The sequence below is a fragment of the Bradyrhizobium sp. WYCCWR 12699 genome, assembly GCF_032144035.1.
Taxonomy (GTDB): domain Bacteria; phylum Pseudomonadota; class Alphaproteobacteria; order Rhizobiales; family Xanthobacteraceae; genus Bradyrhizobium.
In genome coordinates, this window is sequence record NZ_JAVTJN010000039.1 from 1,650,279 (window position 1) to 1,663,323 (window position 13,045).

Genomic DNA, 13,045 nt, shown 5'->3' on the forward strand with positions numbered 1-13,045 from the left:
CGGTGTCTCAAACCGATTGTCCGACCTTCAGCGGCCGAAAGAACATGCCCCGGATCGCGCCGTCCAGCAGGCGCCGCAGCCTGACCTCGATCAGCTCATAGCTGATCGCGCTCGCCACCAACGACATCACCAGCCCAAGCGCGATGAAAGCGGCCCACAGCAGCCAGCGATCGACACCGACGGCGACCAGCTTGAGGCCGATCACCTGCAAGGGGAACAGCACGAAGGGATGCACGAGATAGAGGCTGTAGCTGATCTTGCCGACATATTGCAGGGCCGGCGCACTCAGGGCCCTGCCGAGGCCCGACGCCGGGGCAAGCACCATGCCGAACAGCAGGAAGCCGGGAAGCAGCGCCACGAACGGGTGAAACAGCACCAGGCTCGCATACATCGCCACTCCGCAGGCTAGCCCCACGACCAAGCCGAGACGCCCCGGAATCGCGATGCGAAAGCCGGTGGCGCTGAAGAGCATGCCGATGCAGAAGAAGGCCGTGATCGGCCAATGCAGCAGACAGGCGACGCCCAGCAGGATCAGGGGCGCGGCCAGCATCTTGCCCCCGATGCGCAGCATCGAGAACGTCGCGGCAAACCAGATGTAGAACGCCCACTCATAGGTCAGCGTCCAGGCATTCTGCTGGGCAATGGGCAGACCGAGCGCGTCCTGCACGAAGAACAGATTGGCCGCGAAGATCCCGAGATAGCTCGGCAGATCGATGCCACGGAAGAACTTGTAAGCGACGATCGGACCTATCGCGAACAGCGCGAGATGCAACACGACGAAGACTGGCATGATGCGCAGGACGCGATCGAAGAAGAACCGCGGCAGCGATCCGTGCCGTACCAGGCTCGCCGGGATCAGGAAGCCGCTGATCATAAAGAACAGCTCGACGCCATGCCCGCCGACATTGATCACCGATTGCAGCCAGGTCCAGAGCGGCGGCAGGAATCCGGGATCCGGAATGTCGTACATGCCGCCCTTCGGCATGTCGTAGAAATGATCCATCAGCACGCTCAGCGCCGCAATGCCGCGAAGCCCCTGCACCGACGGAACGAACGATCCGTCATAGGCGACGCCCGGCTGGTGCGGAAGCTTGGTCACTCTGCGGCGCCCTGGGTGCTGAGCGCAGGCTCGAGAATCACTTTCTTTCGTCGCGCCGAGCGGAACCGTTGCCCAAAGGCAATGCTGGGCTTCTCGACGAACGTGAACGTCATCCAGCTGACGAGAAGTGACAGCGCCAGGATCAGCGCCAGGAAGATCGCCCATCCGAGCGGCCCATCGCCGAACCAGACGAGGCGATGCGTGAAGACGATCACGAACGGCGACATCAGGTAGACCGAATAGCTGATCACGCCGACGAACGCCATCGGGCGCCACGCCATTCGCTCGCCGAACACGGCAAAGCCGATGAAGACCAGCGCGGCGCCGACATAAGCCGATCCGATCGAATAGCTGTAGAAGAAATTCTCGTGATACACGCCGCCGAACCGCCGGTCCGACAGGGTGATGGCGAAGATCGCATACAGCAGCGTGCAGACCGCCACGTGGGTCCATCGCAGCTTTCCGCCGATGACGGTATCGCGGATGATCTTGCCCAGGAACATCGCCGACAGGTTCAACCCCACCTCCATCACCGAGGAAACGGTCCTGTTCTCCACCAGGAGTGCAGCGGTCGTTCCGACCAGCGCGGCCGCAATGACGATCGTCACGGCCGTGAAGCGCTGGTTCAGCAGTCCCATCGCAAACAGAATGGTGCATCCGACATAGAACAGCAGCTCGATCGCCAGCGTCCAGTAGAACACCCAGAGGTTCGGGATGTTCACGAAGGTCTGCAGCATCGTCACGTTCGCAGCAACCTGCCCCAGCGGATAGACTTTCGAGTCGATCAGCTGCATCGTCACCAGCCCCACCACGAGCGAGGTCCAATAGGCCGGATAGAGCCGGAAGAAGCGGCTGATCGCGAAATCCCGCACCGGGGTGGCGCTGTCCGGAAAGCTGAACGGAATGACGAAGCCGCTGACGAAGAAGAACAGCACGACGCCGAACCGGCCGAAGTTCATGTAATAGCCGAACACATCATGGAAGGGCCAGTAATAGGCCCCCGTCGGATGCTTTTCGACGATGATCTCGAATACGTGCTGGACCAGGACCGACAACACGGCAATGCCGCGCAGCGTGTCGATGAATGCAAGCCGTTTATGCATCGTTCGTTCTCACCTGCTTCCGCTCGCCGCCGGTATATCCGGGCGGAAGTCTTCCAATGACGGCACCGGCGGCCGCATGACGATTGGCACTGCGTCTCCCGCCCGCGCGGAGGCCGCACGGCGCGAGAACACCTCGCTGAAGCTCAATGCGATGATCAGCAGGCCGGACGCCGGGCCGTAATTCAGTACCGTGATCGTGAACAGATTGACGACGAAGATCAGCGTCAGCTTGTAGACGTCGGTCGCTCCGAACGTCGCCCGGAACACCATCACCATGAATGCGGCGAACGGGAGACCGAACATCAGGTAAGTCCCGATGTAGAAATTGTCGACGGGCACCCAGAAATGCGCGAGCGGCGAGAACAGCTTCTGCGGATAGTTGAAGCAGCCCGCGCCGCAACCGGTCACCAGCCCCATGGGCATGAGTTGGTTCATGTAGACGAACGGCAACTGCCAGCTGTTGTTGATCCGGTCGACGATGCTGAACAGGGTCGTGTGCGGCACCGCGGCGGTACCGGAAGCGACCACGATCATGAAGAACGGCACAAAGATCGCGGCAAACGACCACAGCGCAATGGTCCGGATCGCGGGAAAGCGCGACTTCTCCGGCAGCATCCGTACGAGCACCAGAAGAATCAAGTAGAGCACGAGGACGATCATGGTCGTCTTGCTCGTGGTCAGCTTGATCGCATAGATCGCGATGGAACCAAATATGAGGCACCAACTGGTGCTCATGCGAATGGACGTGATCGCGAACGACACCAGGATGAAGAAGGCCGCCATGGTACTTTCTGCAGCAAAACCCGTGAGGCGTTGATCGTCACCGCCATAGGCCCACCACAGCCGGCCCGCCTCACGAACGGCGCCGAAAGACTCATATTTGTAGCCGACCCAGGGCATCAGGTAGAATTTCGTCAGCAGCACGCCGATCAGCGAGAGATAGAACGTCGCGGCGATGACCGTTAGTAACTTCTTGTATGAGCCTAGACTGGTGTCGCAGAAACAAAATCCGACGAATACCGGGAGCATCATCTTGAATGACGACATCGCAGCGTTGACCGTTCCCAGCATGAAATAGCCGAGCACCAGCGACAGCATGATTTGTACGAGGACAACTGCAGCCATGATACTACGATTGCGCAAGATGCAATGCACGATGAACTGGACCAGGCACAGAAGCGCAATGCCATCTGGCAAAAACCAAATCCCGTCCAAATGCATGATGCTGGTGTAGTACCGCATCGCACCCCCGAAGGCATCCCGGATCAAATAGGCTGCGAGCGCGATCGCCTCGATGTTGAGGCTGATCAGCGTGATGCGGCGGGGTTGCAGCGCGAAGGTGCTCATGCCAGGCTCAGCTCAGCCGCGCCGAGCGCGCGGGGGATGGCGCGAAATCGGAACGGATTTCGAGCGCATTTCGCACGAGCTTGCCGCCGGCAATTTCGACATAGCGATAGGTGAAGTGCGAAACCGCCAGCACAGCGGCCACCGAGAGGACGAGATTCAGCGTCGCCGGCAGGCCCGCCCAGATTGAATCCAGGGCGGCGATTCGCCCCGCCCCCACGGCCCGCACAAAATACTCAGCCAGCAGCACCACAAGAGCGTGCACCATGTAGATGGAGTAGGAACGGCGCCCGAGCCAGACCAGCGGCCTCGCCACCAGGATCCGCGGCACCAGCAGCGCATCCGGAAAGGCGAGCAAGCTGCCGAGGAAGATGGCAAACGTCACGGGCGCGAGGAAGGTTGACGCAGGATTGGCCTCCGCCGAGGATACCAGCACGATGCTGGCGATCATGGCGGCGCATTGCAACGCGCCCTGCACGGCAGGGCCCGGCTTGGCCGGCAAGCGATCGACGATCCTCACCGTCAGCACGCCCAGGAAGAAGCTCACGAAGCAGCGCAGGATACCAAAATCCGCCTGAAGCTCGAGGCTCTTCTTTTTGAGCACGAAGATGATGAAGAGCAGACTTCCGACCGCAAGCAGCCCGGAGAGGACATAGAACCCCAACAGCGCGCGCATGCGCTGGGCAAAGAGGACGATCAGGCCAAACACCAGATAGGTGTAGAATTCGACGCTGATGCTCCAGCTTGGCGCGTTCCAGCTGAGATAATCGATGAATCCCATCGAATGCAGCAGCAGGACATTGAGACCGAAGGAATAGGCATTGTTCACTTCAAAGGCGGCCGGCGCGGCCACGACGACGCCCGCCACGACCAGGCCGATACGCAGGAGGCGAAACAACAGATTGGCCATCAGCATGACGATATGCAGCGGATAGACCCTCGCCAGGCGCCGCACCATGAACTCACGCAGCGAAAAACGGCCGAAGTCGCTCTCGACGTAGCTGATCGACATGACGATCCCGCTGAGAACGAAGAACAAATCGACCAGCAGCCAGGAGCTTCTGAAGAACGAGCAATTGATCCACGCATTGTGCGGGAACGCCGCGAGGAACGTCGGCATCAGCAGCAGATGGTGAATCACCACTGATGTCGCGGCGATGCCCCTGATGCTGTCGAGCGGCAGGACATGCGCCTTCTCACGATGAACCAACTCCGTCACATCAACTTCCCAACTATTGCACCGCAGCAGTGTGTATCAGGACTCGCGCGTGTTCAATCTCCGCGATCGCGGACTCGCATTCGACGCATGACGATCGACGATATTTTCAAAGCTCGCAGTCATTCGGACATGCGAGCGCCAAGTTCACGCCATTTTTGCTTGAGATCGCCGCGCGTCGGCGCGCAAATCAGTTCGGGCATGATATTGCGAGTATTTGCGTGTAAAGTGTGCGCGAAATTCGGCGCTGTTGCGATGATGGCGACGACAACGGCGCTGCTATCTCCATACGTAGGTGTCGCAAATGTCGCGACGATAATTTTCCGCGGGTCCGGAACCAATGTCGCACGCGGCTACTTGTGTCGGTTTTGCGACGCTGTCTTGCGACTCCTGAACGTGCGAACGCCTCATATGTTTTCAAGTTGCAACATTCCTGGGCGCCAGCATGCCGATCTCGCAGGCATTGCATATCGTCATTTTGCAACCGATCGGAAAACATGCAACGCAACGGTTGTCATCGACGACGTGCACTCGTCTTTTGCGTCGCACAAAAATTGACACAGTTACCTGTCAGGTTTCGCGTGTTCTCCGAATGCAACAGGAAGCAAGGGACACGGATGGGCTGCGGACCAACGATTCGTCACGCAAGGCTACGATGGCTACCGATCGTCTTGGCAAGCTCTGCCTTGGTCGTGTCGAGCACCGGCGCTTGCCGGGCTCAGTGCGTCGAATTTTCGGATCGTGCTTCCCAGCTCGAGCTCGACACGTTCGTCAAGTCGCCCTCCTCGCTTCTGGAACGACTGCGCAATGACAAGGAGAAGCTGAGATACCGGCTCTCCGCCCTTATTGCGACCGATCCGTCAGTGTTGCCCTCCGTGCAGACGCTGATCTCCGCCTCGACCGCAACCGACCGCTCGGCCATCGGCGCGGCGCTGAAGATCGCCGAAGGGCGATGCACCTCGACGAAGCCTAACGCTGCGCGCAAGATCAGGGATTTCACGCAGCGGATCGGCGATCTCAACGTGCAATCAGGCTATGCCGCCGCGGGCGACGACGCCTCCGGCATCCAGGCTCAATCGCAAGCCAAGAGTTCGACGCAGCCGTCCCGAGGCGGGGCGCTGCTTGAAGGCGAATGGAAGACCAAGCTGGCCAATCCTTTCAAACCCGTCCCCCTTCCGAACTGATCAGCCATCGTCAGAGGCAGCGAAGCAACCAATGTACCAACCCAGAGAACATTTCCAGTCGGGACACAGATTCGGCATCGAGTTTGGCGGAGCCGTCCTCAGCTTCGAGCGCGTGGCCGACGTCCTGCGCCGGCAATGGCCGATCATCGCGGCGTGCACTGGCGCTGCGCTGGCCCTCGTCATGATCTATCTGTTGACGGCGCAACCGATGTATACGGCGAATGCCCGCATCATGATGGATACGCGTCAGGCGCAGGTGCTGGACAAGGACAGCAACGCCAACAGCGCCCTCATCGATACCGGCTATGTCGACAGCCAGGTCGAAGTCATCAATTCGGACGACCTGATTCTTTCGGTCGTCCGTCGCCTGAAGCTGACGGACGATCCGGAGTTCAATGGCTCCAATCCGGGCCTGCTGTCCGTCGTCCTCGGCAAGGTCATGTCGCTGTTCAGCTCCGGCGAAGCTGCATCCCAGGAGCGTCTCGAGCACGCCGTGGTGGAGCAGGTTCAGAAGAACCTGAGAACGGAACGCGTCCTGACGACGTATGTCTTGTCGATGAACTATCGCTCGCCGAGCCCTGACAAGGCGGCCAAGATCGTCAACGCCATCGCCAATGCCTATCTCGTCGGCGCGCTGGAAGCCAAGTATCAGTCTACCAAGCGGGCAACCGAGTGGCTGCAGCAGCGCAGCTTCGAGCTAAGCGAGCAGGCAACCGCCAGCGACCGCGCCGTGCAGACCTTCAAGGCCGAAAACAACATCGTCGGGACCAGCCGCGGCCTGATGTCCGAGCAGCAATTGTCGGACCTCAACACCCAGCTGGTTCAAGCGCGGGCATCGACGGCCGAAGCCAAGGCCCGGCTCGACCGGATCAACGCGATTTCAGACCAGGACGTCGCACAATCGACGGTGACCGATGCTCTCAACAACTCGGTCATCACCCGCCTGCGCGCGCAATATCTGGACCTCCAGGCCCAGTATGCCGACTGGTCGAGGCGCTATGGCAAGCAACATCTTGCGGCGGTCAATCTGGCCAACAAGATGGAGGAGCTGCGCAAGAACATCGCCGACGAGCTGCATCGGATCGGCGATGCCTATCGCAGCGACTATGAGATCGCAAAGAGCCGGGAAGCCTCGCTCGAGAAGAACGTGAAGGAACTCGTGGCCCAAGCCGGCGATAGCGGCCAGGCCGCGGTCAAGTTGCGCGACCTCGAAAGCGCCGCGGACACCTACCGCAACCTCTACAACAGCTTCCTCGAGAAGCTGCAGAGCGCGACGCAGAATCAGAGCTTTCCGCTCAGCGAGGCGCGCCTGATCAGCACCGCGACCAAGCCGGATCGCAAGAGCTCGCCGCGCACGGTGCTGGCGCTGGTGGGAGGCCTGGTCGGCGGCCTCTGCCTCGGCTTCGGCGTCGCATTCGGGCGCGAACTGCTCAGCGACGTCCTGCGGACCCCCGGCGAGGTCGAGGACGAGCTCGGTGTCAAGTGCCTCGGAGTCCTGCCCGACATTCGCCCGCCAACGACGACCGGCGCGTTGCTTTCGTCGACGTCGGCCAAGACGAGCTCAGCGGATCTGTCGCGCTACGTCGTCGATCATCCGTTCTCGCGGTTTGCCGAGACGTTGCGCAACATCAAGGTGTCGATCGACGTTGCGCGGCTGACCCGCGAGATCAAGGTGATCGGCATCGTGTCTTCTCTTCCCAAGGAAGGAAAGACGACGGTGGCGGCCAACTTCGCGCAGCTGATCGCCCTCACCGGGCATCGCACGGTCCTGATCGACGGCGATCTGCACACGCGCTCGCTCACCCGCGAGCTCGCCCCCAATGCCAAGAGCGGATTGGTGGAGGCCCTCAGCGATCCGGCGAGCCTCGGCTACCATGTGCAGCGAAGCAAGGAGACGGGCCTGGACTTCCTGCCCTCCGTGGTGGCGTCCCGCATGGTCAATTCGGCCGACGTCATCGGATCGAAGGCGATGGCCGAGTTGCTCAAGGTGCTGAGAGAGCACTACGAGTACATCGTGATCGACCTTGCCCCGGTGATGCCGGTGGCGGACTCGAAGGCCGTCAGCATGCTGATCGACGCCATGGTCTACGTGATCGAATGGGGGCAGACGACACGAAGCGCGCTCCAGGAATCGATTTCCGGGTCGGAAGTCCTCCAGAAGAAGCTGCTCGGTGCCGTGCTCAATCGCGCCAACCCGAAGATGCTCAAGCGCATCGAGGCGTATAAGGGCAAGCATCACAACAGCTACTACGTCGAGCACGCCTAGGCCGAGGCGCGGCGCAGCGCCCAGCCGAACAGACACGAATTCGGGTCCGTTGCCATTTGGCAGCGGGCCTTTTTCATGCTTTGCGGAACTGTCGCCTGAAGGTGATCACGTGCGCCGTCGCATGGGGCCGGAGATTGCGCCAAGCCGCCCCCAAGCCACACGCAAGACACACCCCGATGGCTCAGGCCTCCGTATTCGCCCGGAATCCACAACTTGCAGTTATTGCTCTAGCCCAAAGCAAGGATTGACGAAGACCGTGATGGCTAGGACAGTGCGCCGATTGGCAACCATCCAGCGATAAGACGAGACAATCCGGTCCTCGACGCCTCAAATGCCGAAACTTTGGGCATCTTTCTTTCCGGGTTCCCTGAGGCTAAGCTCGGCGCATATTTGTAATTCTTTTCCGGCGGGCTCGGAATGCTGATCGTCCTGACGATTTTGACTATTTGGGTTCTGCTCAACATCCTGTTCGTGTTGATCGTGGTTCCTCCGCGCAAGGTGCGTCGGCAGCCGATGGCGACCACGCTCTCGCCGGCACCCATCGACCCGAGCCGACGTGACATCGAGCAGGAGGAACCTTTCTCGATCCGCCATGTCATCGTTTCCGTTGCGATGGGGGCATTCTTCGTGCTGGTACCGCCGTTGCTCGCCTTGCGCGCCGCAATCATGCGGCTCTTCGGCAGGTCGTCGCGAGATGGAACCTGACCTCTCGCGCTCGCAATTTCAGATCATCGGGAAACTGGACGGTCAGTAGGCTTCCTGGAACATCACGGCGGACGCCGTGCGGGCCATGATCTTCAGGTCGAGCCAGATACTCCAGTTGCTGACGTACCAGACGTCGTACTCGACCCGCTTTTCCATCAGATCGATCGTTGGCGTCTCCCCTCTGAACCCGTTCACCTGGGCCCAGCCCGTCAGCCCCGGCTTCATGTGGTGCCGGTAAACGTACTTGCTGATCAGCTCGTCATAATAATTGTCATGGGCCAGCGCATGCGGCCGCGGGCCGACCAGCGACATATCACCGCGCAGCACGTTCCAGAGCTGCGGCAGCTCGTCGATGCTCGTCATGCGAAGGAAGCGCCCGATCTTGGTGACCCGGGCATCCCGCTTGGTCGCCTGGGCAATCGTTTCGCCGTTCTCGCAAACGGTCATGCTCCGGAACTTCCAGATCTCGAACGGCCTGCCGTTGAAGCCGCGGCGCGACTGGCGGAATATGACGGCTCCCGGGGAATCCAGCTTGATCAGCACCGCGACGGTCAGCAGCAGCGGTGTCAGCATCACAAGCGCGAACAGGGCCACGCCAATGTCGAGACAGCGCTTCTGCAACCGCTCGAGAATGGTGAGAGGCGGCCGCTGGATTTCGACCGCTACGGTTCCACTGACCGGCAAAAACGGACGGGCTACGAGATCTGCGACCGGGTCGTCCGGCAGCAGGCGTATGGGCTGCGGGACGGCGCGCAAGTAAGGCCCCAGCTTGCGGAGCATCGGCAATTCGTTCCAGTCGATCGCAAGCAGATATTCGTCGACGTCAGCCGAGCGCGATTGACGGATCACGTCGCGAATCTGCCGCTCCCAGTGGCCGTCATCCCGATCGTCTCCGAGCACGAAATGGCGCATCACGTCGAAGCCGTTCCTCCGCAGGTCCTTGAAACGGCTCGAGGTGAAGTCGAGCGGCTTGAGGCTGAGCAGGATCACCTTGCGATCGACCAGCCGGCTTCTCGCAAAGCTCGTGCCGAACACCGCCTGCCAGACGAAGCGGAGGCTGATCAAGCCAAGTCCGCCGATCACAGCGAACACGATGACGGTGCCGCGGGACAGATTGTCCGTCGATTTCAGCAAGAAGGCCGCAACGGCAAGGATCGTCAGGGACGTCAGCCAGATAAACACCGCCTTACGAAGCTGCCAGACGATGTTGAGCAGACGGTGCGTGGCATAGACGTCCCGGAAATAGGCGACCGCCACGAACACCACACCGACGAACAACCCCGCTCCCACCGAAGCGCCGTCATTGGGCGAAGCGACGGCAGCACCGTACAGCGAGGCCCCGGCGGCATAGCTCAACAAGATCAGCAGAAAGTCAGCCGCCATGACGACGATCTGAAATGGCCTCTGAAGAGCACTACCGCGCGTCGACGACAGCGTGTGAGCGTTTTCAGAACCATAAGTTGCAACAGCCATTCGAACCTCTGCCTATCGAGAGAGTGTCTGACGCTCATCGTGATGCTGAAGACTCGTCACTTCCCCGCGCGGAAGGTGTTGCGTGATCGCAGCGACATTGTGGCGCTGCACGCAAAACTTTTGCGGCGCACGGATCATGCGCCACGTTGAAATGCGCAGCGAATTTCGTTGCGCTGAAAATGTCGTCACAGTGATGACATATGAGCGAGCGCGTTGCCCTATTTTGAATCAAGTTCCACGTCGAGCGCGATGTGTGATCGTCGCGCGAGCGCTTTGTCGCTCATCTTTCGGGCGATGCAATTGAGCGATGAAGAGCGACGAATCATTTGCGAGAATTCCGACGGATTTCTATCTGGGCGTGCGTCCGGAAAATAGGTTCAGGCATGCAACTTTGCCGCCCTCTCGCACTCAGCAATGCAATCGTGCGGACCGACCGTCGCCCTGCCAGTCGCACAACCCGGTAGGCAAAAAATGCAGCGCCCTTCTTTTGGCGTGATCGAGCTGGAGAACAAGCACGCTCCCTCGCCGAATTCGCTTTGTTCGTGTTGGATGGAAGCTCTCCGGTGCCGGCGACTTGGGGAAATTTTTTGACCACCCGATCGATTGAGCGCCATGATATCTCTCGCCCGCCCCCGCCTGCCCGCTCCCAAACCGCAATTGCCGGAGGGAGTCCGCATCTATGCGATCTCGGATATTCACGGATGCGCGCATCTGCTCGAGCCCATGTTGCGGGTGATCGACGCCGACGTGACCCGGAGCCGGCCGCGCTATGCGATCGAGGTCTTCATGGGCGACTACATCGATCGCGGCCCGGACACGCGCGCCACCCTCGACGTCTTGGTCGAACGGAGCCGCCGGGGAAACGCGGTCTTCCTCAAGGGAAACCACGAGGCGTTTCTCGTGAGGGTGTTCGAGGATCCCTCCTTGTTCGAGGATTGGATTGCCGTCGGCGGAGCCCAGACGTTGATGTCCTACGGGCTCGCCCCGCCGGACCTGAAGCGCGACGAGCCGGCGTCGATCATGCGCGATTTGATTCGGGCAATGCCTACAGAACATCTGGAATTCCTCGACGATTTGCGGCTGAGCTTCAGTTGCGGGGACTTCTTCTTCGTTCACGCCGGCGTTCGCCCGGGCGTTCCACTGGCCGAGCAGACCGAGCGCGATCTGCTCTGGATTCGCGAAGAATTCCTGCGGAGCGAGGAGCAGTTCGGCAAATATATCGTGCATGGTCACACGCCGGTCCGCAGTGCGGAATTCATGGCGAACCGGGTCAACATCGACACCGGCGCCTATGCGACCGGCAACCTTACCCTGATGAGTATCCAGGGCAGCCGCATGCTCGCAGTGTGAGGTGACGACGGCCTGCCACTGACGCGCGAGGCGGTCGCACTGGCGCGGATTGGTTGTACGCCGCTCCGGGCAAGCCCTAGTTGAGCAATTGCGGCTTCTCCGGCCGCGCGCGCGTCTGCGCCATCCAGTCGCTCCAGGCTCGCTCGTGCTTGACGTAGAGCTCCAGCCAACGCTCTCCGTGCCGGGCCTGACGGAAACGCCCCATTTCGCCGATCAAATCGGCGTCAGGCTTGTCCAACGCTTCGAACTCGATGGTCTCCGAGATCGTCAGACCAACGAGCACGCGCTGTCCGGCGCCATCCGCAATGTAGCGTCGTGGAGCGTCCTTCTTGGGCTCGCTCATGTCATCATGCCCCTTCGTTTCAGCGTGAAGTTGGATGCCGACAGAGAACTAGACGGCATCTAAAACGCTCGTCGGGCGTGGCCGAAGGTTGTGGTGGGAGTCGGCCCGGCCGTTCGACGCGAGGCGCCACGGGATGAGTTCGCAGGACTTCGTTGGACGCGCCAAGCGCGCAACGCGTATCCCGAGATGAGGCCAGCGCTGAAAATCAAAGCGGAGACGAATGCAGAAGTCATGGGAGTTGCCTTGGATAGTCCGCGACCTATCAAGAGCGAGCAGTGTGTCGACATCATGATTCTTTCCGACTGTGGGCGCCGAAAGATTGTTCATGCCTGACCTCTAGCGTGCATGCAGCGCAGTCTCGCGTGCATCGATCGCAGCGATCGGGATTTTTCCATGAGACGCACTCTATATAGAGAAATGTTCTCGCAGATCCGGACCCGCCAGGCTTGTTGCAGTCGGCAAGCCCGACGCGCCTTCCCTCACACGGGAAATTTCGGGCCAACCGGCCACCCCACGCCCTTGCAACCGTCCGGCAGCCGTCGCATTATTTCGCCTCGCATTTCAGAGGGATTCAAATCCAATGAACTTCCGCGCCCTTATTCCATCCATTGCCCTCGCCGCCATTGGCCTCGCCGTGACGGGCTCCGTCGCGCCGGCCGCCGAGCTCGCGCTTGCTCCGCCACACCGGGCGGCCGCCGTCCAGGGTGGCGTCGTGCTGTGGGATGATGTTTACCCGCCCGCGATCTATGGTCCTCAGCTTCGTCCGGTCGAAGAAGTTGCAGCCATGAAGGCGCAGGCACGGCCCGTATCCCATCGCTGGTGGGGATATTGGTACGTCCGCTGAGTTCAACCGCGCTCCGCTAGCTAAGCCGGCCTAACAGCTGCCGCCCCACCGCAACGGGGCGGCGGTTTTGTTTGAGAGAGGCGATCCGCCGCGGGCCCTCGAGAACACCCACGCGTTT

The 13,045-nt window shown here is 60.7% G+C and carries 11 protein-coding genes; 5 read left to right on the forward strand and 6 right to left on the reverse strand.

The features are described from left to right. Positions 1-7: 7 nt before the first annotated feature. The 4 genes from RPS27_RS38415 to RPS27_RS38430 are packed head-to-tail and all read right to left on the reverse strand — an operon-like array spanning position 8 to position 4,765. The gene (locus RPS27_RS38415) at positions 8-1,099 is read right to left on the reverse strand and encodes an acyltransferase (RefSeq protein WP_212065671.1); all 1,092 of its coding nucleotides are present in this window, start codon (positions 1,097-1,099) and stop codon (positions 8-10) included. Next, positions 1,096-2,202 (reverse strand): acyltransferase, encoded by a 1,107-nt coding sequence (locus RPS27_RS38420; RefSeq protein WP_313755038.1) that lies wholly within the window; start codon positions 2,200-2,202, stop codon positions 1,096-1,098. The genes RPS27_RS38415 and RPS27_RS38420 overlap by 4 nt, the downstream gene beginning before the upstream one ends. 9 nt (positions 2,203-2,211) lie before the next feature. After that, positions 2,212-3,549 (reverse strand): hypothetical protein, encoded by a 1,338-nt coding sequence (locus tag RPS27_RS38425; protein WP_212065673.1) that lies wholly within the window; start codon positions 3,547-3,549, stop codon positions 2,212-2,214. A gap of 7 nt (positions 3,550-3,556) precedes the next feature. Continuing rightward, positions 3,557-4,765, reverse strand: coding sequence for an acyltransferase (locus tag RPS27_RS38430; RefSeq protein WP_313755039.1), 1,209 nt, complete (start codon positions 4,763-4,765; stop codon positions 3,557-3,559). A gap of 494 nt (positions 4,766-5,259) precedes the next feature. Between RPS27_RS38430 and RPS27_RS38435 the strand changes: the two genes are divergently transcribed. From RPS27_RS38435 to RPS27_RS38445, 3 genes are all read left to right on the forward strand, one after another. Beyond that, a complete protein-coding gene (locus RPS27_RS38435; RefSeq protein WP_313755040.1) occupies positions 5,260-5,946 on the forward strand; it encodes a hypothetical protein in 687 nt (228 codons plus the stop codon). Between the two features lie 31 nt (positions 5,947-5,977). Continuing rightward, on the forward strand, positions 5,978-8,212 hold the full coding sequence (locus tag RPS27_RS38440; protein ID WP_212065674.1) for a Wzz/FepE/Etk N-terminal domain-containing protein: 2,235 nt from the start codon (positions 5,978-5,980) through the stop codon (positions 8,210-8,212). Positions 8,213-8,629: 417 nt separating this feature from the next. After that, positions 8,630-8,917: a hypothetical protein gene (locus tag RPS27_RS38445; protein ID WP_212065675.1), complete on the forward strand. Its 288-nt coding sequence runs from the start codon at positions 8,630-8,632 to the stop codon at positions 8,915-8,917. A 42-nt stretch (positions 8,918-8,959) separates the two neighbouring features. Here RPS27_RS38445 and RPS27_RS38450 read toward each other — a convergent pair whose 3' ends face one another. Further along, on the reverse strand, positions 8,960-10,390 hold the full coding sequence (locus tag RPS27_RS38450; RefSeq protein WP_211419554.1) for an undecaprenyl-phosphate glucose phosphotransferase: 1,431 nt from the start codon (positions 10,388-10,390) through the stop codon (positions 8,960-8,962). A 612-nt stretch (positions 10,391-11,002) separates the two neighbouring features. Here RPS27_RS38450 and RPS27_RS38455 point away from each other — a divergent pair. After that, on the forward strand, positions 11,003-11,740 hold the full coding sequence (locus RPS27_RS38455; RefSeq protein ID WP_211419724.1) for a metallophosphoesterase family protein: 738 nt from the start codon (positions 11,003-11,005) through the stop codon (positions 11,738-11,740). A gap of 76 nt (positions 11,741-11,816) precedes the next feature. Here RPS27_RS38455 and RPS27_RS38460 read toward each other — a convergent pair whose 3' ends face one another. Beyond that, a complete protein-coding gene (locus tag RPS27_RS38460) occupies positions 11,817-12,083 on the reverse strand; it encodes a hypothetical protein (protein WP_212065676.1) in 267 nt (88 codons plus the stop codon). Positions 12,084-12,663: 580 nt separating this feature from the next. On the opposite strand from RPS27_RS38460, the gene RPS27_RS38465 reads away from it, so the two are divergent. Continuing rightward, positions 12,664-12,927 (forward strand): hypothetical protein, encoded by a 264-nt coding sequence (locus RPS27_RS38465; RefSeq protein WP_313755041.1) that lies wholly within the window; start codon positions 12,664-12,666, stop codon positions 12,925-12,927. Positions 12,928-13,045 lie beyond the last annotated feature (118 nt).